Genomic DNA, 22,456 nt, shown 5'->3' on the forward strand with positions numbered 1-22,456 from the left:
CTGCGCCCGCGCTCGCGGGCCACGAAGGCCTTGAAGCCGAGGCCCGGCGTGGCGTCCCACAGGGCCCCGCGCGCGGCGACGCGCGCGCGGATCCGGCCCATGTCGTAATCGGCCGGAAGCCGGTGGCGGTACTGCATGACCAGCATGACGCTCTCTCCTGCATCGAGGCTGTGCCGCAGCCTTGCCGCGGTCGGGTAATCAAGAACAGATATTGCCGGATATACCTGCCATAATGGTGCGTGATGATGCCGGTGCGCTCCCTCGACCGCGACACCGTGCGCGCCTGCATGCTGGTGGCCGATCTCGTCCGCTTCACCCGCGGCGGACCTGCCGGACACCTCGCCGGGCTACCCGACCTGCCCGTCTCCGACGCGGTGCTGCAGGCGCGCACCGAGAAGCCCCGCGCCCGCGGAGCGGGGCGCGTCACCGCGGCGGGGTTCCACCCCGCGGGCGGCCTTCCGCGATCCGGGGCGCCGCCAGATCAGGCGGCCGATCAGGGTGCCGGCGCGGCGGCAGAACAGGGCGGCGGCCAGGAACCACGCGAGGCCGAGCCAGAGGCCCTGGGCAAGCGCCAGCAGGCCGGAGCCCAGGACCAGGGCGCCGCGGCCGAGCAGCGCCAGCACCGCGCGGGTGCGCCCGCCGAAGCCCTGGGCGAGCCGGCCCGCCCGGCGCAGGTCGTCGGCATTCTCGGCGACGGACAGCGCCTGCAAGGCGCCCCGCGTGCCGAGCCGCGCCTGGAGGCCGGCGGCCGCCGTCCCGAGTTCGCCGAGCGTGCGGACCGCCCCCGGCCGGAGCGCCCCGCGCAGGGTCTGGCGGGCTGCCGCCAGGTCGAGCCTGCCGGCCGCCGCGAGCGCGGCCTTCGCGGCATCGCCGTCGACGAGGCCGCGGGTGGTGCGCGCCAGCGTCGCCCCCAGGGACCTCGACAGGCGTCCGGTGCGGGCCGCCACCTTCAGGGCGGCGGCTCCGGCATGGGCCGGGACGCTGGCCCCCGCCGCCGTCCCGAACGAGGCCACGGTGACCCCCGTGAGGGCGAGCCCCGCCGCCGAGAGGCCGAGCAGCACCTCGTCGTACGGCTCGCGCCGCAGGAGCTTGCCGCCCTCGGTCCAGAGGTCGCGCAGGTCGCCGTAGCCCGTCAGGTCGGCGGCGACGGCGCCCGCGAGGCCCGGCAGCCCCTCGCCCCGGCCGGTGGCGAAGCCGCGCGCCGCGTCCGCGACACCGCGCGCCGTCGATCCTTCGTCCAGGGCGGCGAGCGCCGCCCGCCGCTCCGGCGCCACCGGCACGCCCTCGGCCTGCGCCAGCGCCACGAGGCTGTGCCCGAGCTCCGCATCCTTGGCGGCGAGCGCCGCGTCGATCTCCGCCCCCATGCGCGCCTCGGTCGCGGCGGCCGGCAGCTGCAGCGCGGCCAGCGCCGCCGGATCGTCCGCCGCCTGCCTCAGCCGCCAGGCCTGCCACGCGCCGGGCAGCACCGCCGGCGCCGCCGCCGTCAGCCCGGCCGCGACGGCGGCGAGCAGCAGGCCCGCGGCGACGCGGTGGCGCAGGACGGACCGGAAGGCCCCAGGACGCAGGCACGACGTCGGCAGGGCGTTCGGCGAGGGATCGTGATGCGACATTCGGTCAACAGATGGGAAGGCTTTGGCACCGCCGCACGCCCGCCGGCGCGACGGCACGCGCTTTACGTCAGATTAACCACGAGCGGACGGAATGGCGCCATGCCGCACGACGCCCCCTCCCCCGCCGAGACCTACGATCCCCTGGCGGATGCTCGGGCGCTTCACGCCCGCATCGAGGCGCTGCGGCAGGCCATGCGCCTCCAGATCCGTGCGCTCGACGGCATTGAGCGGCGCCTGACGCCCCTCCAGCCCGAAGGCCGCGCGGGTGCGGCCCGGCTGCGGGACCTGCGGGCGCGCGGGATGCTCTGAGCCACCCTCGCCGACGACGCAACCCGGCGCTCCGCGCGAACGGAGTGTGGTAAGTTCGTCCTGGTGTTGCATCTCCGCCATTGACCGAATCACCCTCTCCCGACACAGTCGTGAACAACCCATTGCGGTTGTCACACAAAGCAACACGATCCCCCGACAGGCAGCATCACGGCGACGGCCCGGCCCACGCGGCAGGGTCGCGATGCGATGCGGCTGCTGGGGGAGCGATGCGATCAAGAATGTCCGCGCAGACGGCGTCTTGGGGGTCCACCGGAATGTATATCTTCGTCGACGACCGGCCGACGGTGACGAGCGGCTACGCGGCGGGATTCGAGCGCGAGGGCGTGTCCTCGCTCGGCCTCGTGGCGGATGAGTTCAGGACGTGGTTCAAGGCGGCCTCGCCCGGGGATCTCGACGCCGTGCAGGGCTTCCTGCTGGGCGATTTCGAGGATCGCATCGGCTGCGCGGGCCTGATCCGCCGGAATTCCCGGGCGCCGATCATCGCCCTCTCCGAGGTGCGCTCGCTCGAAGCGACGCTGCAGCTCCTCACCGCCGGCATCGACGACGTCCTGGGCAAGCCCGTCCACGTCCGGGAGATCCTGGCCCGCTCGGAGGCGATCTGGCGCCGGGTGAACGGCGAGGCCGGCCCGGCCGCGGCCAAGGCCTCGGAGCGCCTCAAGGTCCATTTCGACGGGCGCGACCCGGAGGTCGACGGCGAGACCCTGCCGCTGCCCCGGCGCGAGCGCCACATCCTCGAATATCTCGTGCGCAACCGCGGGCGCCGCATGACCAAGGCGCAGATCTTCAACGCGATCTACGGCGTCTACAGCAACGACGTCGAGGAGAGCGTGGTCGAGGGGCACGTCAGCAAGCTGCGCAAGAAGCTGCGCGGCCGGCTCGGCTATGACCCGATCGAGGCGAAGCGCTACATCGGCTACACCTTCGTGGGCTGACGCCGCGCCGCCGGCCGATCGACTCGACTGGCAGAACGACCCTATTGGCAGAACGACTTGGCGCCCGGCGTCCAGGCGCCGAAACCGGTCGCCACCATGTTGGTGATGACCCGGCAGACGTATTGCTTCTGAGCCGGGTTGTTGTTGGGACCGGCATGGTAGCGCGCCACGGCGAGCGTCCAGGAGCCCTCCCGGGCCTTCAGCTCCTTCAGGAACTGCGTCGCGTACTCGACGTTCGCGGCCGGATCGACCATGCGCTCCAGCGAGGCGAACTTCGCCCCGTGGTAATGGTGGTTGATCTGCATGCAGCCGAGGTCGATCAGCCGCTTGCCCCCGCGCCGCGCCTCGTCGAAGCGTGCGCGCACATCTGCGACGCTGCTGCCGAAATAGGCCTTGCCCTCGATGTTCATGGCGAAGGGCTGCAGCGAGCCGCGCTTGCCGCTCTCGGTGAGCCCCACCGCGTAGAGCATCCCGAGCGGCACGCCGTGCTTGGCGGCCGCCCGCGACATCTCCCGCTCGCAGACGGTCGCCGCCGCGGGCAGCGCGAGGCTAGAGGTAAACGCCGCTGCTGCGAGGAGCGAGAGAGGGTGCCGGGTCATCGGACGTGTCTCGTGAGGAGGGGGTGCGCTCGCCCGCATGGTCCTGCGGGCCGCGCCGGGCCGGGTGGTCGGCGCCGCTCCCGCCCTGAGGCGGCGCGTCCGCGAAGGCCGGGGTGCGGGTGCCCGCCTCCGCCCGCGGCTCGGCCTGGATCGTCAGGATCTCCGGGCGGTAGCCCGAGCCGCGCAGCAGGTCGGTGAGCACGCCCGCATCCTTGCGCAGCAGTTCCGCGGTCTCGGCCCGGCTCGCGCCGAGGTTCATCTCCAGGTCGCCGTCGCGCAGGCGCATCCGCACCGTGACCGCACCGAGATCGGCCGGGTGGAGCTGAAGCGTGAGGATCCGCAGCGGCCCGGCGCCCGGGACGAGGCCGGTGGGCGGCATCTGCGCCGCGAGCGAGCGGACCAGGGCCGGCAGAGTCGCGGAGGCGAGCGCCGGCTCGGCCGGACGGGCGGGCGGGGCCGGAGGCGTGCCGGCCTGCGCCGCCTCGGGCAGCGGAGCGGGTGCGGGCGGGCCTGCCTCGCCGGCCGCCTCCCGGCCGCGCGGCGATTCGCGCTCAGTCGGGACGGCGCCCGAGACGGATCGACCGGCTGCGTGCGCCGGGCTGCTCCCCTCCTGTGGCGAGTGCGGCGATGCGGCCGGAGGCGGAAGGCCAGCCTGCGGCAGCGGCTCGCCGATCGACCGTGGGGGCGCCGCGGCGGCCGCCACGGGCGACGAGGGCTGGCCCGGACCGCCGCGCGGTTCGGTTGGAACCGCGCGCGCCGGCGGCGTGGATCCGCTGCCCTCCGACGCCGACGCGTCGCCGGGACGGATCGGCCTCTCGGCGGGTGTTGCCTCGGCCGTCTTGTCGGGCGTCGCACCCGTCGCTGGCAAGGCGGCCGGTTCGGCCCGGGGGGCAGGAGACGCCGCGGATCCCGCGCCGCCCGATCCCGGCGCGGGTCGTGCGGCCGTTTCCGCCGCCGCGGCGGCAGGGCGCGCGACAGCCGTGGCCGCCTGCGAGAGCGCTTGCCCGTGCGGGGTCACAAGGCCGGAGTCCGGAGAAGCGGGATGGTGCGCCGGCCCGGATTCCTCTGCGGCAGCCATGGGCGCCGGAGACGGCGCGTCGGGTGCCGCTGACGGGACTTTCGGCACCGCCGGTGGCGGAGCAGTCGTTGCCGGCCGTGAAGAGCCCCGTGCCGCCGGCGCTTGGTCGAGCGCCGCCAAGGGCGCTTCCGTGGGCGTTTCCGGCGCGCCCGACGGAGCCTTCGGTGCCGCCAGCGGCGACTCGCCTGCCGCCTGCGGCGGGCTCCACGCCGCCGGCGTCTCCTGCAACGGGCGAAGGGCGACCGGTGCTGCCGCGGCGCGCTCGAATGCCCGCAAGGGCGCGGACAGCATGGCCGCCCCCGCCTCGTTGGCCTGCGCATGCGGCACCGCGACACCAGCCTTCCGCACGGCCGGTGGCGTCGCTTGGGAGGTGGCGGGCGCCGCCGGCGGAACCTGCGGTGCCGATGGCGGATCACCCAGCGTCGCGGACGGGCGATCGGGCACGGCCGCGCCGGTCTCGTGCACCTCCGGCGCCTTCGCGCCGACCGGCATCACCGGCGCGAAATGCGTCTCGCGGGCGAGCACGGTGATGCGCGGGATGAGGCCGGGCGGCTCGGTCTCCGGCCGCACCGGCGGGCTCATGCCGACCGTGGTGCCGGCCGGGCGTGCATCGTCGGAGGTCGCCGGGCCGGGAGCCGGCGGCGCCGCGAACCCGGCGCTCGCCGCGAGCAGCGCCGCGATGGAGGCGGCGGGCGCCTCGCCGCCGGCCGGACGGGCCGGGTGTGCCGCGGACGGGTCGCGGTCCGGCTCGGCGGACGCCGCCTCCGGCTGTGGCCATGCCTCCGCCTGCCCCGGGGCCGGGCGCGCACCGTCGCGGGCGGTGAAGGCGTCGAGCACTGCCCCGAAGGCGTCGGCGTCGTCCTGCACGGTCCGGCCGGCGGGCGCCTCCGGGGGGCGCGGCGCCAGCAGCGGCAAGGGGTCGAGCATGCTCACCGGCGGGCTCCCTGCATCATCGCGTCAATCCGCCCGATCGCCTCCTGCGCGCGGGCGATGGCGGGAGCGGGCGGCAGTGCCCGCTTGGTGTCCGCGGGCGCCTCGGGCGGGGCCGCGGGCGCGGGCGGAGGGTCGCCGCGGATCTGGCGGGCGGCCGCGAGCGCCGCGTCGAGGAGCGCGGCGTCCGTGTCCGGCAGGGCGGCCCGGTCGGTGCCGCGCAGGGCAGCGAGCGCCCCCGCGAAGCGCTCGGGCGCGACGATCCCGGCGGCGGCCCGGTAGAGTTTCGCCCGGGCGGCCTCGACGGAGCCGCCCGGCGCCAGGATTTCGGCTTGGTCGGCCGCGAAGATCGCCGCGCCGGTCCGGCCCTGGTCCAGGGCCGCCCGGGCCACCAGCAGGTAGAGGTCGCGGCGCCCCTCGGGCTCGATCTCCTTCAGCATCGCCTCCAGCCGCGCGAAGCGGGCGCGGTCGTTGCCGAATTCCAACCGCGTCAGCGCCGCCGCGAAGCGCTGACGGAAATTTCCCGCATAGACCGAGTGCCGGAAGCGGCGCAGGTACTGGATCGACAGGGCCTCGAAGCGGGCGATGTCGCCCATCTGCGCCAGCACGAACACCTCGCGGCGCAGCGCCCCCTCCTCCACCAGCGTCCCGGGGGCGATCAGCCGCGCGAGGTCGAGCAGCCGGACCGCCTGGGTCGGATCGTCCCGCACCACCAGCGTCGCCTGCACCAGGGCGAGCTGCCCGCCGAGGCTCGGCGGCACCGCCTGGGCGTCGATCTTGGCCAGGAGCCGCCGCGCCTCCCCCTCCTGTCCGCCGAGATAGGCCAGCGCGCCCTGGACGAGCGGCACCTCCGCCTCGGGGACGCGGCCCGTCTCCGCCACGAGGCGCAGCAGCGCCGGCCCGCCGCCCGCGAGCGCGAAGGCCACCGCCGCGCGCACATTCGCGGCCTCGCCCCAGGCCTCGGGTTCGAGCGCGGTGAGCCGTCCCTCGATGTGCCCCAGCAGCGGGCGCTGGGCGAGGTGCGCCTGGGTGCCGCCCCGGGCGATCCGGTCCTGGAGGAGCTGCAGGGTGCGCAAGAGCTCGACCGGCAGGCCGCGCTTGGCCACCGGCAGCGGCTCGATTGGCGCCGCGGGCTCGGCAGATTTCGAGCCGGCGGCCAGGGCCGGCCCGGCCATTCCCGCGAGCCAGATGAGGCCCGCGAGCCCGAGCCGGGGTGCGAGGCGCGCCGCGCAGCGGAACTTCCGTCCCGTCACTCCGTCCGCCCCCGCAGCAGGATCTCGATGCGCCGGTTCTCGGCCGCCTTCGGGTCGGCGGGGTTGCGCGGCTGCCGGTCGGCGTGGCCCTCGATCCGCTCGATGCGCGCCTCCTCGACGCCGCCGCGGATCAGCATGTAGGAGGCCATCTGCGCCCGCGCCGAGGACAGGCGCCAGTTGTCGTAGGTCTCGGAGCGGAACGGGCGCCCGTCCGTGTGGCCGCGGATCACGATGCGGCCGGGCCGCGTGCTGAGGATCTTGGCGACGCGCTCCAGCGCCTTGACGACCTTCGCCTGCGGCTCGGCCGAGCCGACGCCGAACATGCTGAAGTTCAGTTCGTCCGTGATGCTGATGAGCACCCCCTCCCCGGTGCGCCGCACCTCCACCTTCGGGGCGGGAGCGCCGGTCGCGAGGGGCTGCACCGCCCGGGCGATCTCGGCCTTGAGGTCGGCCGCGGCGGCGGTCTCGGCGGCCTCCGCGGCGGAGGCCTCGCCCTTCGGCGGCTCCGCCTTCGCGGCCTCCGGCTGAGCCGGTTCGGCCTTGGCGGGCTCGGCCTTGGCGGGCTCGGCCTTGGCGGGCTCGGCCTTGGGCGGCAGCCCGGCGGCCTTCGGCGCGTCGGCCTTGACCGGCTCCTTGACCGGCTCCCTGGCGGGCTTCGGCTCCCGGGCGATCGAGGCCCGCGCGTCGATGCGGCCCTCGCGCGGCAGCGGCGTCACGGTATTGGCCGGGCCGGGATTCTCCGAGCGTGGCTTGGGCAGGGGCGCCACCTGCCAGTAGAGCGGGTCGAAGGGATCGCGCGCCGCATCGCCTCCGCTGAGGCCGGGCTGGCCGGCCTCCAGGCGCAGATCGTCCGGCGTCGCCGCCTCGCCCGGGCGCTCGGGTTCCGCCTCGGCGGCGAGGCGGGCCAGCACCGCATAGGGATCCTGGAACAGGGCGGCCTCGCGGGCGCGGCTCGCCGCGCCCGGGGCGCCGGACGCCGCCTCGCCCTTGCCGGCTCCCTTGCCGTCCCCCTTGCTGTCCTGGGGCTTGGGCTCGGCGCGGGCCTCCTCCGAGGGGTCGGCGGTCTGCGGGTCGCGCAGGCCCTTCTTGGTCGGGCTCATCTCGGCGAGCTTCAGCGGATTGAAGTAGGTCGCGACGGCGGTCTTGGTCTCCTTGCTGGTGGCGTTGATGAGCCACATCACGAGGAACAGCGCCATCATGGCGGTCATGAAGTCGGCGAGCGCGATCTTCCAGGCGCCGCCGTGGTGGCCGTCCTCGTGGTCGCCGTGGCGGCGCACGATGATGATCTCGTGGGGCTGGTCGGCCATCTCAGGCGCCCTCGACGGCGGCGAGCAGGCTCCGGCCCCAGGCCGCGAGCTGCGTCTCGATCACGGTCTCGTCCGCCGTCACCCGCACCTCCGGCGTCTCGTCCGGCGCGAAGGCGATCCCGTCCGCGAGGGGGCCGAGCGCGCGCGCGAGCGCGGCGAGCAGGTCCTGCGGGCCGCTCGCGCGAATCGCCGGCTTGGCGCCGTCGGCGGTCAGCCGCACCAGCGCCGCCCTCAGCTCGTCCACCGCCTGGGCGCGCAGCCGCTCGTCCAGCAGCGGCAGCAGCACCCGCGCCGCCCGGTCGGTGAGGCGCTCCTCCAGGCCCCGCAGCGCGGCCGCAAGGCCCTCAGCCAGGATCGCGGCTTCGGCACGGGCCCATTCGGCGCGCGCGAGGTTCAGGCGCTCCTCGGCGGCGGCCTCGGCCTGCGCGAGGGCCGCCTCCAGCGCCGCGGCGGTCTCGGCGGCCGCCTCGGCGCGGCCGAGCAGGCGCCCCCGCTCCTCGGCCTCGCGCAGCAGCGCCGCCCGATCCTCCTGGACCGGCGCGGGGGCGGGCGGCGGCGGCTCGGCGGAGCGCCGGGCCGAGCGCAGCAGCACCGCCAGGGGCTCGGGCGCCGCGGCGGCGGGCGCCTCGGCCGAGAAATCCGGCAGGTGCCGGGCGAAGACCGGAGCCATCAGGCCGGCTCCTCACGCATGAGCCAGCGCTTGAGGATCGTGGCCGCCTGCTCCTCGTCGAACTCGATCATCTGCTCCAGCTTCTTCTGCGGCGAGCGATTCATCCGGTCGGTGAGGTCGTCGATCAGGCTCGCCATCACGGGCGTGCCGACCGCCGGGGTGCCGGGGGCGCCGGAAGCGCCGGGGAGCAATCCGGCGGCAGCGGCCGCCGCCGCTGCCGCGCCGACCGGGCCTTCGAGGGCGGGCGCACCCTCCGCGCCGGCCGTGAGCGCCGCGGCCGGGCCGGCGAGCTGCGCCGTCTCCTCCTGCTCCGCGCCCGGCACGTCGAGGATCGCCCGCAGGGCCGGCCGCAGGCCGAACCAGATCAGCAGCCCGGCGACCACCAGGATGGTGGCGGCGTTGATGAGCGTCGCGGACTGGCGCATCAGCACCTCGCTGAGGCTCAGCGGCGGCACCGGCTCCAGCGGCTGGCCGTCGTTGACGAAGCCCACCGCCGCCACCTTGACGTGGTCGCCCCGCTCCTTGCTGAAGCCGGCCGCCGAGCCGACGAGCTGCTCGATCTCGGCGATCTGCCCGTCGATTCCCGCCCCCTTCGCGTCGGGTCCCGCCAGGGCGGCGAGCCGCGAGCGGTTGACCAGCACCGCCACCGAGATGTGCTTGATGCCGTAGCCGTCGCTGACCGTCTGGATCGTCTTGGAGGAGATCTCGTAGTTGGTCAGGTCCTCGCGCTTCTGCGATTCGCTGCTCGACGTGTCGTTGCCGTCCGAGCGGGTGCGCTGGTCGGGCAGGTTCTGCTGCGCGCTCGTCGGGCGCTGGGCGGCCCGGTTCTGCGCGTTCTCGGTCTCGCGCACCGCCCGCACCGAGCGCTCGACCCGTTGATCGGGGTTGAAGATCGTCTCGTTGGTGCTGGTCTTGTCGGTGTTGAGGCGGGCCGCGACGCTGATCTCGAAGTTGCCGATGCCGAGATAGGGGGTCAGGGTCCGGCGGATGTTGTCCTGGATCTCGCGGTTCACGAGCTTTTCCAGGCTCGCCATCTTGCCCGTGGGGGCGTTGGCGCCTTCGTCGCCCGACAGGAGCAGGGTCCCGTCGGTGCCGATCACGGTGACGCGCTCGGGCTTCATGCCGGGGATCGCCGAGGCGACGAGGTGGCGGATCGCCTGGGCGCCGCTCGCGTCGTCGGCGGGCTCGGTGCGCACCACCACGGAGGCCGAGGGCGGCTGCTGCTCGCGCCGGAACGAGCCGCGGTCGGGCAGCACGATGTGGACGCGCGCCGCGCGCACCCCCTTCATGGTCTGGATGGTGCGGGCGATCTCGCCCTCCAGGGCCCGCACCCGCGTCACCTCCTGCATGAAGGAGGTGAGGCCGAGCGAGCCGAGGTCGTTGAACAGCTCGTAGCCGGACTTCGAGCTCTGCGGCAGGCCCTTCTCGGCCAGCAGCATGCGCGCCTGGGCGGTGTGGCCGTAGGCGACCAGCACCGCCGTGCCGTCGGAGCTGACGTCGAACGGGACGTTGGCGTCCTTGAGCACAGCGCCGATGCGGCCGATGTCCTCGCGGTTGAGACCCGTATAGAGCGTCTCCTGCGCGGGCCGGCTGAGATAGTAGGCGCCGAGTCCCACCGCCAGGAACACGGTCAGGCCGATGACCCCCAGGGCCGCGAGGCGGCGGGTGCCCAGCTCGACGATGTTGCTCCAGAGCCTCTCGGCGTGCTCGCGACCGGACATCGGGGGAGCGCTCTCCACGAATGGCGACGGGGGGCCCGTCCGGGTGCCATGTTGCCGGCGAGCCTTGCGCGGAGATTGCGGGGCCGCGCGCCGCGGTTGCGGTGGCCCCGCCGGGCGGACTTATGCGGATCCGATCGATGGCCGCGCGATGCGGATTTCGGCTTCGCGCGGGCGCCGCGCGGGCCGATGATGCGCGGCCCGGACACCGCATCGCCGGCCCGCATCAGAGGGAGAGATCCGTCCATGAAGCTCTACGGCAGCAGCCTGTCGCCCTTCGTCCGCAAGGTCTTGGTCGCGCTGGCCGAGAAGGAGGTGGCGTTCGAGCACGTGCCGCTGCGCTTCCACGACCCCGACCGCGACTTCCAGGCGGCGAGCCCGCTCGGCAAGATCCCGGCCCTGCGCGACGGGGATTTCCGCCTCGCCGATTCCTCGGCGATCGTGCACTACCTCGACCGCAAGCATCCCGAGCCGGCCCTGCTCCCGCCCGATCCGCGTCAGGCGGGACGCGCGGTCTGGTTCGACAAGTTCGCCGACACCGAGCTGATGGGTCCGCTGCTGCGGCCCTTCGTGCACCGGATCCTGCGCCCCCGCGTCCTCAACCTGCCCTGCGACGAGGCGGTGGTGCAGAAGGCGCTCACCGAGGAGCTGCCGCGGCTCTTCACCTATCTGGAGGCGCAGATCGCCGGCCCCTACCTCGTCGGCGAGGCCTTCTGCCTCGCGGACGTCGCGGTGGCGACAGGGTTCGTGAACCTGCGCTTCGCCAAGGAGGGGGTGGATTCCGGACGCTGGCCGAAGCTCGCCGGCTGGGTCGAGAGCACGCTGGAGCGGCCCTCGTTCAGGGCGGCGATCGCCGCCCCCAAGGGCTGACCCGGCAAAAAGGTGCCTCGGAGTGGGGCCGATCCGGTCCCGGATCGGCCTGTCGGCCCGGGCGTCAGCGCGCCCGGGCGCTGCGGCGGTAGAAGCCGTCCACCTGGGCCTGGGCCTCGGCGCGGTCGCGCTCGCTCGCCGCGGCGAGCGCCTGCTCCTGCAGGCTCACGATCCACTGGTCCTTCGGCCCCTCCGCGGCGTCGCGCGCGAGTGTCAGCCACGCGAGGCCGCGCGCCCGCTGGGTCGGCACGCCCTGGCCGTTGATCAGCATCTGGCCGAGCAGCGCCTGCGCGGCCGGATGGCCCTTCTCGGCCGCGAGGTTGAACCAGCGCGCCGCCTGCCGGACGTCCTGCGTCACGCCCGTCCCGTCGAGGTAGAGCCGGGCGAGGTTGTACTGCGCGTTCGGGTCCCCGTAGTAGGAGGCCGCGTAGTTGAACATCTCGTAGGCGCGCTCGACGTTCGGGCGCACGTAGGAGCCCTTGATCCCGTCGAGGAAGTAGCGGCCGAGCGCCGTGAAGGCGCTCGCCACCACGGTGGCGTTGGCGGAATCGGGACCCTCGTCGGCGTTCTCGTCGGCGATCTTCGAGAAGAACTCGAACGCCTTGAGATCGTCGTGCGGAACCCCGTCGCCCTCCGCGTACATGCGGCCGAGCTTCCACAGCGCCAGGGCGTGGCCCTGGCCCGCCGCGTATTCGAGGGCGCGGGCGGCGCCCTCCTTGTCGCCCGCGTTGTAATCGCGCACGCCCGAGCGCACCGCCTCGCGGGCGTTGCGGTACCCACTCGCCGGCACCGGCGTGCGCACGGCGGCATCGAGCGCCGCCGCGGGGCTGCCCGCCGGGAGCGCCGCTCCCAGCAGCGCCCCCCCGAGGAGGAGCGCGCCCGCGAGGCGCCGGAGGCCCGCCCGGGAGGGCGGGTCGTCCCTAGATGTCCGCATAGGAGAGCGTCTCCTGGGCGCCGCCCGGGTGGGTCACGGCGCCCGTCACGGCCGGGCCGACGGTCTGCGCGTATTTCCAGAGATAGCCGGAGGTGGCCTCGTTGCCGCGCGGCGCCCAGGCCTTGCGGCGCTCGGCGAGCTCCTCGTCCGACAGGTCGACCGTGAGCGTGCCCTGGATGGCGTCGAGCCGGATGATGTCGCCGTCCTTGAGGAGGCCGATCGGACCGCCCACCGCGGCTTCGGGGCCGACATGGCCGACGCAGAAGCCGCGGGTGGCGCCCGAGAAGCGCCCGTCGGTGATGAGCGCGACCTTGTCGCCCATCCCCTGCCCGTAGAGGGCCGCGGTGGTCGCCAGCATCTCGCGCATGCCGGGGCCGCCCTTCGGCCCCTCGTAGCGGATCACGAGGACGTCGCCCTCCTGATAGCGGCGGTTGGTCACCGCCTCGAAGCAGGCCTCCTCGTTGTCGAAGACGCGGGCGGGACCCAAGAAGACCTGCTTCTCGGCGGGCATGCCGGCGACCTTCACGATCGCGCCCTCCGGCGCGAGGTTGCCCTTGAGGCCCACCACGCCCCCGGTCGGGGTGATGGGCGCGTTGGCCTGCCGCACCACGTCCTGGTCGTCGTTCCAGGCCACCTTGGCGAGATTCTCGGCGATGGTGCGGCCGGTCACGGTCATGCAGTCGCCGTGCAGGAAGCCGTGGTCGAGCAGCGTCTTCATCAGGAGCGGGATGCCGCCGACCTCGAACAGGTCCTTGGCGACGTAGCGCCCGCCGGGCTTGAGGTCGGCGATGTAGGGCGTGCGCCGGAAGATCTCGGCGACGTCGAACAGGTCGAAGGCGATGCCCGCCTCGTGGGCGATCGCCGGCAGGTGCAGCGCCGCGTTGGTGGAGCCGCCCGAGGCCGCCACCACGGTGGCGGCGTTCTCGAGCGCCTTGCGGGTGACGATGTCGCGCGGGCGGATCTGCTTGGCGAGCAGGTCCATCACCATTTCGCCGGCGGCGGCGCAGAACTTGTCGCGGATCTCGTAGGGCGCGGGCGCGCCGGCCGAGTAGGGCAGCGCGAGGCCGATCGCCTCCGAGACGGTCGCCATCGTGTTGGCGGTGAACTGCGCCCCGCAGGCGCCGGCGGAGGGGCAGGCGACCTGCTCCAGCTCGTCGAGATCGTCGTCGCTCATGGCGCCGACCGAGTGCTTGCCCACCGCCTCGAACAGGTCCTGCACGGTGACGGGCTTGCCCCGGAAGGTGCCGGGCAGGATCGAGCCGCCGTAGATGAAGATCGACGGCACGTTGAGGCGCACCATCGCCATCATCATGCCGGGCAGGGACTTGTCGCAGCCGGCGAGCCCCACGAGCGCGTCATAGGCGTGGCCGCGCATGGTCAGCTCGACCGAATCGGCGATGACCTCGCGGGAGGGCAGCGAGGCGCGCATGCCGCGGTGGCCCATCGCGATGCCGTCCGTCACCGTGATGGTGCAGAATTCCCGCGGCGTGCCGGCGGCGGCGGCGACGCCCTTCTTCACCGCCTGCGCCTGGCGCATCAGCGAGATGTTGCAGGGGGCGGCCTCGTTCCAGCACGAGGCGACGCCCACCAGCGGCTGGTGGATCTGCTCGCGCGTCAGGCCCATGGCATAGAGGTACGAGCGGTGCGGCGCCCGGGCGGGGCCTTCCGTCACGTGGCGGCTGGGCAGCTTCGACTTGTCGATGGTGTGACGCGCGTCCATGGGCCTGTCCCGTACTCACTCTCGGCGGATCGGTCGGTTCGTCCGACTTCAAGGTGATCCTCGCGCCGTGCGCCCTTTTGGAGGCCGAACGACGACGCTGAACGACACCCCTGGCGGATAACCCGCCAGCGTCGCCCGCGCTCCCCCGAGGGATCCCGGTTCGTCGCGGTAAATCGTTGTGGGGACAGTCGCTTAACGTGGCCGTTGAAGTGCTGTTGGTTTATGGCGGGATCGGGGCGGCACAGGGGGCGGTTCGGGGCAAAGCTGGGATGGTTTCGCGGTGTTGCGACCCCGCCACAGCTAAGCTTGCGGGACGGGCTCGGCGAGTCCGTCTGCCGGGCTCCGTGAGCCCGTCCGGCGGGCTCGCCGAGCCCGTCAGCCAAGCCGGCGCCGCCGGCCCGCGGGATCGTCGGGCTCAGCCCGGATGCGGTGCGGCGACGGGCAGGCGCAGCCCGGCGATCACCGCCTTCAGGGTCGCCGCCGTGGAGCCCCGCGCGTCGCCGCCCGCGTGGATGCGCTCATGCACGAAGGACAGCTTCCCGATCACCGTGGGGGTCAGGCGGAACGGGTAGAGGTCCGCCTGCCCCATGCTGCGGTTGAGCGAGTTCATCGCGAAGGTCAGCGGGAGCCACGCCTCGATCAGGCGCCCGAGGTCGGGGGCGTGGTGGGGGTCGAAATCCATCGTGGCGGCGAGGTCGAGGGCCTGCGGGCGCACCCGCAGGCCGAAGCTGCTCGCGGTCTCCAGCGTGTCGACGATGTGCAGGTAATGCGCCCAGGTCTCGGCGAAGTCCTCCCACGGGTGGGAGGTGGCGTAGGCCGAGACGAAATGCTCCTGCCAGCCCTCCGGCGGTCCCTCGGCGTAGTGGCGGGCGAGCGCGTCGCCGTAATCGTCGCGCTCGTCGCCGAAGATCGCCCGGAAGACCGCGAGGCTCGCGTCGTGGCGCACCAGCACGTTCCAGTAGTAGTGGCCGACCTCGTGCCGGAAATGGCCGAGCAGGGTGCGGTAGGGCTCGCCGAACTGCGTGCGCCGCCGCTCGCGCTCGACGTCGTCGGCCTCCGCGATGTTGAGCGTGATGAGGCCGTGGTGATGCCCGGTCAGGACCGCCGGGCCCCAGACCTGCGCCTCGGCCGGATCGACCAGGAAGTCGAAGGCGAGGCCCTCGGGATCGTCGGGGCGCAGGCCGAGCGGCAGCCGCATCCGCAGCAGCGAGTAGAACAGGCGTCGCTTGGCGATCTCGATCTGGCGCCAGCGGGTGAGGTTCCAGGGCACCGAGAGGTCCGGCACCGTGCGGTTGTGGCGGCAGGCGACGCAGAAGGTCTCGGGCGACTCGGCCGGAACCAGCCAGTTGCAGGCGTCGAAGGCCGCGTTGGCGCAGAAGCGGTAGCGCCGCTCCGGGGCGCCGAACCCGGCCCAGGCGCCCTCCATCTCCGTCAGGGCCGTGATGGTGCCGGCCTGCGGGTCGTAGCCGGCCCGCCGCCCGCAGCTCTCGCAGCGGGCGTGCTCGAAATGCAGCGGCTGCCCGCAGGCCTGGCACTGGAAGATCTTCATCGCTCGATTCGCCGCCCGGGCACCGCGCGGTCCCGATGTCCGCACGGTCGGCCCTGCTCCCTAAGGGGCGAGACGGTCCGGAGTTCCGGGCGGCATGGGACTTGCCTCAAAGGTAGGCAGACGGCGATCGCCCGAGCCCGGGGCGACGTCCGGGCGGAGCGGTCCTGCCGCGGCGCGGCTGACGGTCCGGCCCGGGCCGTGTACAAACCGCCGCCGGAGCGTTGTCGTCGATCCGACGAGGCCGTGCCGCAGCAAGACATCCGGAGAGACCGTGTCGATCAAGGCCGCCCTGCACCACGTCACCTCCTACGCCTACGACAGGCCGATCTCCCTCGGCCCGCAGATCGTGCGCCTGCGCCCGGCGCCGCACACGCGCACCCGGATCCTGAGCTATTCGCTCAAGGTGACGCCGGGGAACCACTTCGTGAACTGGCAGCAGGATCCGAGCGGCAACTGGCTGGCGCGGTTCGTCTTTCCCGAGAAGACCACGCAGTTCCGGATCGAGGTCGACATCACCGCCGACATGGCGGTCATCAACCCGTTCGACTTTTTCGTCGAGGACTACGCGCAGACGCTGCCCTTCGCCTATCCGCCGGAGCTGCAGGAGGAACTCGCGCCCTACCTCGTGCCGAGCGAGGGGAGCGGGCGCCTCGACGCCTTCATGGAGCGCCTGCCCGCCGAGACGAACACCGTGATGTTCCTCGTCGCGCTCAACCAGCTCGTGCGCGACAGCGTGGCCTACGTGGTGCGCATGGAGCCGGGCGTGCAGACGCCCGACGAGACCCTGGAGAATGCCAGCGGCTCCTGCCGCGACTCCGCGTGGCTGCTCGTGCAGGTGCTGCGCCGCCTCAGCCTCGCGGCCCGGTTCGTCTCCGGCTACCTGATCCAGCTCGTCCCCGACACGACGGCGGTGGACGGCCCCGCCGGCACCGCGAAGGACTTCACCGACCTGCACGCCTGGGCCGAGGTCTACGTGCCGGGCGCGGGCTGGATCGGTCTCGACGCCACCTCGGGCCTCCTCTGCGGCGAGGGCCACATCCCGCTGGCCGCCACGCCGCATTACCGCTCGGCCGCGCCGATCTCCGGCTTCGCCGACCCGGCCGAGGTCGATTTCGGCTTCACCATGCAGGTCTCGCGCGTGGCCGAGGCGCCGCGGGTGACCAAGCCGTTCTCGGACGAGGCCTGGGGCGCCATGGACGCGCTCGGCGACCGCATCGACCGCGACCTCGCCGCCCAGGACGTGCGCCTGACCATGGGCGGCGAGCCGACCTTCGTGTCGGTGGACGATTTCGAGTCGCCCGAGTGGAACACCGCCGCGGTCGGGCCGACGAAGCGCAGCCTCGCCGACCAGCTCATCCGGCGCCTGCGCGCGCGCTTCGGGGCCGGCGGCCTGCTGCATTACGGGCAGGGCAAGTGGTACCCGGGCGAGAGCCTGCCGCGCTGGGCCTTCGCGCTCTACTGGCGCAAGGACGGGCAGCCGATCTGGCGCGACGCCGAGCTGATCGCCCGCGAGGCGGGACCGCGCGAGGTCTCGATCGCGCAGGCCGAGGCGCTGGCCCGCGGGCTCGCCCGGCGCCTGGCCCTCGACGGCTTCGTGCAGCCCGCCTTCGAGGATCCCGAATACTGGGAGCGCAAGGAGGCGGAGCTTCCCGTCAATGTCTCGCCGCTGCAGCCGAAGGTGGGCGATGCCGAGTCCCAGGCGCGCATGGCCCGGGTCTTCACCCGCGGCCTCGGCACGCCGGTGGCCTACGTGCTGCCGCTCGCCAACCTCGCGGTGGGCTCGGAGCGCCACTGGGTCTCGGAGGCCTGGGAGACGCGGCGCGGGGCGCTCCACCTCGTGCCGGGCGATTCCCCCGCGGGCTTCCGTCTGCCGCTCGGCTCGCTGCCCTACGTCCCGCCGGAATCCTATCCCTACTACGTGCCGCAGGACCCGCTGGACGAGCGCCCGCCGCTCTCGGAGGCCGGGCCGCAGCGCACCGCACGGCGCCCGACCGGCGTCGCCGTGCGCACTGCCCTCACGGTCGAGCCGCGCGACGGCGCGATCTGCGTGTTCATGCCGCCGCTGGAGCGCGCGGACGAGTACGTGCAGCTCCTGTCCGCGCTGGAGGAGGCCGCCGCCGAGGCCGGCACCCCGATTCACGTCGAGGGCTACGAGCCGCCCTACGATCCGCGCCTCGGCGTGATCAAGGTCACCCCGGATCCGGGGGTGATCGAGGTCAACGTCCATCCGGCGCGGACGTGGCGCGAGGCGGTGGAGATCACCACGGGCCTCTACCAGGACGCCCGCGAGACCCGGCTCGGCGCCCAGAAGTTCATGATCGACGGCCGCCACACCGGCACGGGCGGCGGCAACCACGTGGTGCTGGGCGGCGCCAGCCCGACCGACTCGCCCTTCCTGCGCCGGCCCGACCTGCTCAAGAGCCTCGTGCTCTACTGGCAGCGCCACCCCGCGCTGTCCTACCTGTTCGCGGGCCTCTACATCGGCCCGACGAGCCAGGCGCCGCGCATGGACGAGGCGCGCCACGACGGGCTCTACGAGCTGGAGATCGCGCTGGCGCAGGTGCCCGCGCCGGGCGCGCCGGAGGTGCCGCTCTGGCTGGTGGACCGGCTCTTCCGCAACGTCCTCGTCGACGTGACGGGCAACACCCACCGGGCCGAGATCTGCATCGACAAGCTCTACTCCCCGGACGGGCCCACGGGTCGCCTCGGGCTGCTCGAATTCCGCTCCTTCGAGATGCCCCCCGATCCGCGCATGAGCCTCGCCCAGCAGCTGCTCCTGCGCGCCATCGTCGCGTGGCTGTGGCGCGAGCCGCAGGAGGGCGGGTTCGTGCGCTGGGGGACGGCGCTCCACGACCGCTTCATGCTGCCCCACTATCTCTGGCAGGACTTCCTGGGCGTCATCGAGGATCTGCGCGGGGCGGGCTACGCCTTCGATCCGGCATGGTACGAGGCGCAGGCCGAGTTCCGCTTCCCGCGCTACGGCTCGGTGGCGCATGGCGGCGTGACGCTCGAACTGCGCCAGGCGCTCGAACCCTGGCACGTGCTCGGCGAGGAGGGCGGCGCGGGCGGCACCGTGCGCTACGTCGATTCGTCGGTGGAGCGCCTGCAGGTGCGCGTCGAGGGCTTCGTGCCGAGCCGGCACGTGGTCACCTGCAACGGGCGGCGCCTGCCGCTCACCGAGACCGGCCGCTCCGGCGAGGCGGTGGCGGGCCTGCGCTTCAAGGCGTGGCAGCCGGCCTCCGCCCTGCACCCCACCATCCCGGTGCACTCGCCCCTCACCTTCGACATCGTCGATACCTGGAGCGGGCGGGCGATCGGCGGCTGCACCTACCACGTGGCCCATCCGGGCGGGCGCAACTACGAGACCTTCCCGGTCAACACCTACGAGGCCGAGGGGCGCCGCCTCGCCCGCTTCCAGGACCACGGCCACACTCCCGGCCGGGTCACGCTGGCGCCGGAGGAGCCGCGACGGGAATTTCCCCTCACGCTCGACCTGCGCACGCCTGCGCCGCGATGAGCGCCGCCGCGCCCCTCGCCGTCCGGGAGGCCGGCGGGGAGACGAGCGAGGCCGAGGCGACGCGGCGGGAGCGGCGCGCGCGCTGGTGCGCGGATTACCGGCCGCGGCCCGGCGTGCCCGACGAGATGATCGGCCCGGACGGCGCGATCCGCCCGGCCTGGGACCGGTTCCTCGACCGGCTCGCGGACCTCGCCGAGGACGAGGTCTCGGCCCGCTTCGCGGCGGCGGCGCGCCACATCCACAATTCCGGCATGGCCTACCGGGTCTACGGCGAGGCCGCCGAGCGCGACTGGCCGCTCGGCGTGCTGCCGCTCCTGATCGAGGGGGCGGAATGGGCCGAGATCGCCGCCGGCGTGGCGCAGCGCGCGAGCCTCATGGAGACCGTGCTCGCCGACCTCTACGGGGAGGCCCACCTGGTCGCCGCCGGCCTGATCCCGGCCGCCGCGGTGGCGGCGAGCCCCGAATTCCTGCGGCCCCTGCACGGGGTGCGCCAGCCCGGGGGCGGGCGCCAGCTCCACCTCTACGCCGCCGACCTGTCGCGCGGGCCGGACGGGCGCTGGCGCGTGCTGGCCGACCGCACCCAGGCCCCGTCCGGCACCGGCTACGCACTGGAGAACCGGATGGTGCTCGCCCGCGCCCTGCCGGAGGTGCACGGGGCGCTGGCGGTGCGCCCGCTCGCCCCCTTCTTCCAGGCCTTCCGGGACGGGCTCGCGGCGGCGGCCGAGCGGGCGGAGCCGCGCATCGCGCTCCTCACCTCCGGCCCCTACGGCGACACCTACGTCGAGCAGGCGGTGCTCGCCCGCTATCTCGGCTTCGCGCTGGTCGAGGGCGACGACCTCACGGTGCAGGACGGCCGGCTCTTCATCCGCACCGTGGCCGGGCTGAAGCGCGCCGACGTGCTGTGGCGGCGCGTCGACGGCGACTTCGTCGACCCGCTCTCCCTCAACCCGGCCTCGCGGCTCGGCGTCCCGGGCCTCGTCGAGGCGCTGCAGGCCGGTGCCTGCGTGATGGGCAACATGCCCGGCGCCGGCCTCGTCGAGGGCGGCTGGCTCGCCTCCTGCCTGCCGGCGCTCGCCGAGCACCTGTTCGGCGAGCCCTTGCGCCTGCCGGGTCTTCCCACCTGGTGGTGCGGCGATCCCGCCCAGCGCGACGCCGTGCTGGCGCGGGCCGACACGCTGACGCTGCGCCCCGCGAGCGCGCCGGCGCAGGGCGCCTTCACCACCCGGGCCTTCGGCCTGCGCGACCCCGAGGAGACCGGGCGACTCTTCGCCATCCTGCGCGACCGGCCGGGGGACCTCGTGGCCCAGGAGCCGGTGCAGCTCTCCACCGCGCCCGCCTGGGACGGGCCCGGCCTCGTGCCGCGCCCCTTCGTGCTGCGGGTCTTCGCCGCCGCGACGCCGGGCGGCTGGGCGGTGATGCCGGGGGGGTTCTGCCGGGTCTCCGAGCAGCCGGACGTCCAGCCGGTGGCGATGGGCACGGGCGTGCGCGCCGCCGACGTCTGGGTGCTGGCGGACGCCCCGGCCGACCCGGCCGCCGCGCCGATGCCGCGTCTGGAGCAGGCCCCGGTGCGCCGCGTCTCCGGCCTGCTGCCGAGCCGGGCCGCCGACAACCTGTTCTGGCTCGGGCGTTACCTGGAGCGCGCGGAGGCGATGGTGCGCCTCACCATCTGCCTGCTCAGCGGCGCCGGGGCGGTGCCGCTCTCGGAGGCCGACGAGGGCACGGCCCGGCGGCTGCGCGGCCTGCTGCACGCCTGGGGGGCGGTGCCCACGGTGGTCGGGCCGGCCGCCGCGCTCGCCGCCCACGCCCTCTCGGGCCGCGAGGCCTGGGGTTCGGCGCGCACGCACGTGCTGGCGGCGCGGCGCAACGCCGCCTCCCTGCGCGAGCGCCTCTCGGTCGAGATGTGGCGCTCCCTGAGCGCGCTCCTCGACGTGCTGGACCGGCCCGGGGGCACGGGCTCCGAGGCGCAGTGGCTCGACCGGGCCGAGCGGGCGCTCGGACTCGGCGCCGCCCTCTCGGGGCTCGCGCAGGAGAACATGAACCGGGCCGGCGGCTGGCCCTTCGTCGATATCGGCCGGCGCATCGAGCGGGCGATCAACACCTGCCGCTTCGCCGGGCTCTTCGCGGCGGAGGCCGCCACCGCGGACGATCTCGGCCTGCTGCTGCAGCTCGCCGATTCGCGCATCTCCTACGGCGCCCGCTACCTGCTCGGCGTCGCCCTCTCCCCCGTGCGCGACATGGTGCTGCTCGACCCCTACAACCCGCGCTCGGTGGCCTTCCAGGTCGAGCGCCTCGCCGAGCATTTCGCCGGGCTGCCGGCCCTGCGCCAGGACGGGCTGCCCGAGCCCCAGACCCGGCTGGTGCGCAGCCTCACCGGCGAGATCGCCGGCACCGAGGCCGCGGCGCTCACCCCGGACGTGGCGGCCGCCTGGGAGGAGCGCCTGTGGGCCATCGCCGAGGCGGTGGAAACCCGCTACTTCCCCGGCGGCTCGGAGGCCGCCCGGCCCGAGCGACTGGTGGCCCTCGCGTGATCTACCTCCTGCGCCACGTCACGGCCTACGCCTACCGCAACCCGGTGACGCAGGCCCGCTGCCTCCTGCGGCTGACCCCCGCGGAGGGGGACGGGCAGCGCGTGCTGTCCCACCGGATCGGCGTCGACCCGCTCCCGCACCGGCGCGAGAGCGGTCGCGACTTCTTCGGCAACGCCACGCTGGCCCTCACCGTGGAGACGCCCCACCGCGCCTTCCGCATCGAGGCGCTCTCGCGCGTCGAGGTGGAGCGCATGCAGCTGCCGGACCTCGCCTCCGGCCTGTCGTGGGAGGAGGTGCGCGAGCGGGCGCTCGCGGTCCCGAGCCTCGGCCCGGACGCGCCGGTGCATTTCACCAGCCCGAGCCGGCGCGTGCCGGTGGTGGCGGAGGTGACGGACTACGCGCGGGCGAGCTTCCCGCCGGGCGGGGGCGCCTATGCGGGGGCGGTCGACCTGATGCGGCGGATCCGGGCGGATTTCGCCTTCGACGCCACCGCCACCGAGGTGGCGACGCCCCTCGCCGACGCCTTCGCCCACCGGCGCGGCGTCTGCCAGGATTTCGCGCACATCATGATCGCGGGCTTGCGCGGGCTCGGCCTGCCGGCGGCCTATGTCAGCGGCTACCTGCGCACCCGCCCCCCGCCCGGCATGGCCCGCCTCGAAGGTGCGGATGCCAGCCACGCCTGGGTCTCGGTGTGGTGCGGCGACGGCTGGCACGGCCTCGACCCCACCAACGCCATCGGCGTCGAGGACGACCACGTGGTGGTTGCCCGCGGGCGCGACTACGCCGACGTCGCCCCGGTGGCGGGCATCATCGCCGGGTCGGGCGCGCAGACGCTGCAGGTGGCGGTGGACGTGGTGCCGGAGGACGAGGAGGCCGCGGCGGCGGGCTGATGGCGGGGCTGCCGGCCGCGA

17 protein-coding genes are annotated in these 22,456 nt (G+C 74.3%); 6 read left to right on the forward strand and 11 right to left on the reverse strand.

Annotated features, from left to right (window positions below):
• A partial coding sequence (locus MFF61_RS06120) for a DUF4865 family protein (RefSeq protein ID WP_306423381.1) occupies positions 1-146 on the reverse strand: 146 nt, incomplete at its 3' end.
• 201 nt (positions 147-347) lie between these two features.
• Positions 348-1,610 (reverse strand): hypothetical protein, encoded by a 1,263-nt coding sequence (locus MFF61_RS06125; protein WP_238234192.1) that lies wholly within the window; start codon positions 1,608-1,610, stop codon positions 348-350.
• 99 nt (positions 1,611-1,709) lie between these two features.
• Between MFF61_RS06125 and MFF61_RS06130 the strand changes: the two genes are divergently transcribed.
• On the forward strand, positions 1,710-1,919 hold the full coding sequence (locus MFF61_RS06130) for a hypothetical protein (RefSeq protein WP_238234193.1): 210 nt from the start codon (positions 1,710-1,712) through the stop codon (positions 1,917-1,919).
• Positions 1,920-2,194: 275 nt separating this feature from the next.
• Positions 2,195-2,872 carry a response regulator transcription factor gene (locus MFF61_RS06135; protein ID WP_238234194.1) on the forward strand — a complete coding sequence of 226 codons (678 nt, stop codon included), beginning with the start codon at positions 2,195-2,197 and terminating at the stop codon, positions 2,870-2,872.
• 41 nt (positions 2,873-2,913) lie between these two features.
• On the opposite strand, the gene MFF61_RS06140 is transcribed toward MFF61_RS06135, so the two are convergent.
• Genes MFF61_RS06140 through fliF form a run of 6 tightly spaced genes read right to left on the reverse strand, consistent with a single transcriptional unit; the run spans position 2,914 to position 10,430 of the window.
• Positions 2,914-3,471, reverse strand: coding sequence for a transglycosylase SLT domain-containing protein (locus MFF61_RS06140; RefSeq protein WP_238234195.1), 558 nt, complete (start codon positions 3,469-3,471; stop codon positions 2,914-2,916).
• Complete coding sequence (fliK, locus tag MFF61_RS06145) at positions 3,422-5,476, reverse strand: flagellar hook-length control protein FliK (protein ID WP_238234227.1); 2,055 nt, start codon at positions 5,474-5,476, stop codon at positions 3,422-3,424. Before fliK ends, MFF61_RS06140 begins: the two co-directional genes overlap by 50 nt.
• Positions 5,477-5,478: 2 nt before the next feature.
• On the reverse strand, positions 5,479-6,732 hold the full coding sequence (locus MFF61_RS06150) for a MotC family chemotaxis protein (protein WP_373324628.1): 1,254 nt from the start codon (positions 6,730-6,732) through the stop codon (positions 5,479-5,481).
• Positions 6,729-8,039 (reverse strand): MotB family protein, encoded by a 1,311-nt coding sequence (locus MFF61_RS06155; protein WP_238234196.1) that lies wholly within the window; start codon positions 8,037-8,039, stop codon positions 6,729-6,731. Before MFF61_RS06155 ends, MFF61_RS06150 begins: the two co-directional genes overlap by 4 nt.
• 1 nt (position 8,040) lies before the next feature.
• A complete protein-coding gene (locus MFF61_RS06160; protein WP_238234197.1) occupies positions 8,041-8,709 on the reverse strand; it encodes a hypothetical protein in 669 nt (222 codons plus the stop codon).
• Positions 8,709-10,430 (reverse strand): flagellar basal-body MS-ring/collar protein FliF, encoded by a 1,722-nt coding sequence (gene fliF, locus MFF61_RS06165; RefSeq protein WP_238234198.1) that lies wholly within the window; start codon positions 10,428-10,430, stop codon positions 8,709-8,711. The genes MFF61_RS06160 and fliF overlap by 1 nt, the downstream gene beginning before the upstream one ends.
• Before the next feature lie 243 nt (positions 10,431-10,673).
• Between fliF and MFF61_RS06170 the strand changes: the two genes are divergently transcribed.
• Positions 10,674-11,297 carry a glutathione S-transferase family protein gene (locus tag MFF61_RS06170; RefSeq protein WP_238234199.1) on the forward strand — a complete coding sequence of 208 codons (624 nt, stop codon included), beginning with the start codon at positions 10,674-10,676 and terminating at the stop codon, positions 11,295-11,297.
• 64 nt (positions 11,298-11,361) lie between these two features.
• Here the strand turns inward: MFF61_RS06170 and MFF61_RS06175 are convergent, their stop codons facing one another.
• The 3 genes from MFF61_RS06175 to MFF61_RS06185 all read right to left on the reverse strand — a co-directional run bounded on the left by MFF61_RS06175 (position 11,362) and on the right by MFF61_RS06185 (position 15,500).
• Positions 11,362-12,231 carry a tetratricopeptide repeat protein gene (locus MFF61_RS06175; RefSeq protein WP_238234200.1) on the reverse strand — a complete coding sequence of 290 codons (870 nt, stop codon included), beginning with the start codon at positions 12,229-12,231 and terminating at the stop codon, positions 11,362-11,364.
• Positions 12,218-13,951: a dihydroxy-acid dehydratase gene (gene ilvD, locus MFF61_RS06180; protein WP_238234201.1), complete on the reverse strand. Its 1,734-nt coding sequence runs from the start codon at positions 13,949-13,951 to the stop codon at positions 12,218-12,220. The genes MFF61_RS06175 and ilvD overlap by 14 nt, the downstream gene beginning before the upstream one ends.
• Positions 13,952-14,366: 415 nt before the next feature.
• Positions 14,367-15,500, reverse strand: coding sequence for a zinc-binding metallopeptidase family protein (locus MFF61_RS06185; RefSeq protein ID WP_238234202.1), 1,134 nt, complete (start codon positions 15,498-15,500; stop codon positions 14,367-14,369).
• A gap of 271 nt (positions 15,501-15,771) precedes the next feature.
• Between MFF61_RS06185 and MFF61_RS06190 the strand changes: the two genes are divergently transcribed.
• Genes MFF61_RS06190 through MFF61_RS06200 form a run of 3 tightly spaced genes read left to right on the forward strand, consistent with a single transcriptional unit; the run spans position 15,772 to position 22,435 of the window.
• Positions 15,772-19,017 (forward strand): transglutaminase family protein, encoded by a 3,246-nt coding sequence (locus tag MFF61_RS06190; protein WP_238234203.1) that lies wholly within the window; start codon positions 15,772-15,774, stop codon positions 19,015-19,017.
• Positions 19,014-21,545 carry a circularly permuted type 2 ATP-grasp protein gene (locus tag MFF61_RS06195; RefSeq protein WP_238234204.1) on the forward strand — a complete coding sequence of 844 codons (2,532 nt, stop codon included), beginning with the start codon at positions 19,014-19,016 and terminating at the stop codon, positions 21,543-21,545. Before MFF61_RS06190 ends, MFF61_RS06195 begins: the two co-directional genes overlap by 4 nt.
• Entirely contained in the window at positions 21,542-22,435 is an 894-nt protein-coding gene (locus MFF61_RS06200) for a transglutaminase family protein (protein ID WP_238234205.1), read from the forward strand. Before MFF61_RS06195 ends, MFF61_RS06200 begins: the two co-directional genes overlap by 4 nt.
• Positions 22,436-22,456: the final 21 nt, after the last annotated feature.

Source organism: Methylobacterium isbiliense, assembly GCF_022179325.1.
GTDB classification, from domain to species: Bacteria; Pseudomonadota; Alphaproteobacteria; order Rhizobiales; family Beijerinckiaceae; genus Methylobacterium; species Methylobacterium isbiliense.

Coding starts and splice junctions, on each gene's coding strand:
- fliK (WP_238234227.1), bottom strand. CDS start 5,476: ATGCTCGACCCCTTGCCGCTGCTGGCGCCGCGCCCCCCGGAGGCGCCC.
- fliF (WP_238234198.1), bottom strand. CDS start 10,430: ATGTCCGGTCGCGAGCACGCCGAGAGGCTCTGGAGCAACATCGTCGAG.
- MFF61_RS06160 (WP_238234197.1), bottom strand. CDS start 8,709: ATGGCTCCGGTCTTCGCCCGGCACCTGCCGGATTTCTCGGCCGAGGCG.
- MFF61_RS06195 (WP_238234204.1), top strand. CDS start 19,014: ATGAGCGCCGCCGCGCCCCTCGCCGTCCGGGAGGCCGGCGGGGAGACG.
- MFF61_RS06130 (WP_238234193.1), top strand. CDS start 1,710: ATGCCGCACGACGCCCCCTCCCCCGCCGAGACCTACGATCCCCTGGCG.
- ilvD (WP_238234201.1), bottom strand. CDS start 13,951: ATGGACGCGCGTCACACCATCGACAAGTCGAAGCTGCCCAGCCGCCAC.
- MFF61_RS06135 (WP_238234194.1), top strand. CDS start 2,195: ATGTATATCTTCGTCGACGACCGGCCGACGGTGACGAGCGGCTACGCG.
- MFF61_RS06175 (WP_238234200.1), bottom strand. CDS start 12,231: ATGCGGACATCTAGGGACGACCCGCCCTCCCGGGCGGGCCTCCGGCGC.
- MFF61_RS06185 (WP_238234202.1), bottom strand. CDS start 15,500: ATGAAGATCTTCCAGTGCCAGGCCTGCGGGCAGCCGCTGCATTTCGAG.
- MFF61_RS06170 (WP_238234199.1), top strand. CDS start 10,674: ATGAAGCTCTACGGCAGCAGCCTGTCGCCCTTCGTCCGCAAGGTCTTG.
- MFF61_RS06155 (WP_238234196.1), bottom strand. CDS start 8,039: ATGGCCGACCAGCCCCACGAGATCATCATCGTGCGCCGCCACGGCGAC.
- MFF61_RS06125 (WP_238234192.1), bottom strand. CDS start 1,610: ATGTCGCATCACGATCCCTCGCCGAACGCCCTGCCGACGTCGTGCCTG.
- MFF61_RS06140 (WP_238234195.1), bottom strand. CDS start 3,471: ATGACCCGGCACCCTCTCTCGCTCCTCGCAGCAGCGGCGTTTACCTCT.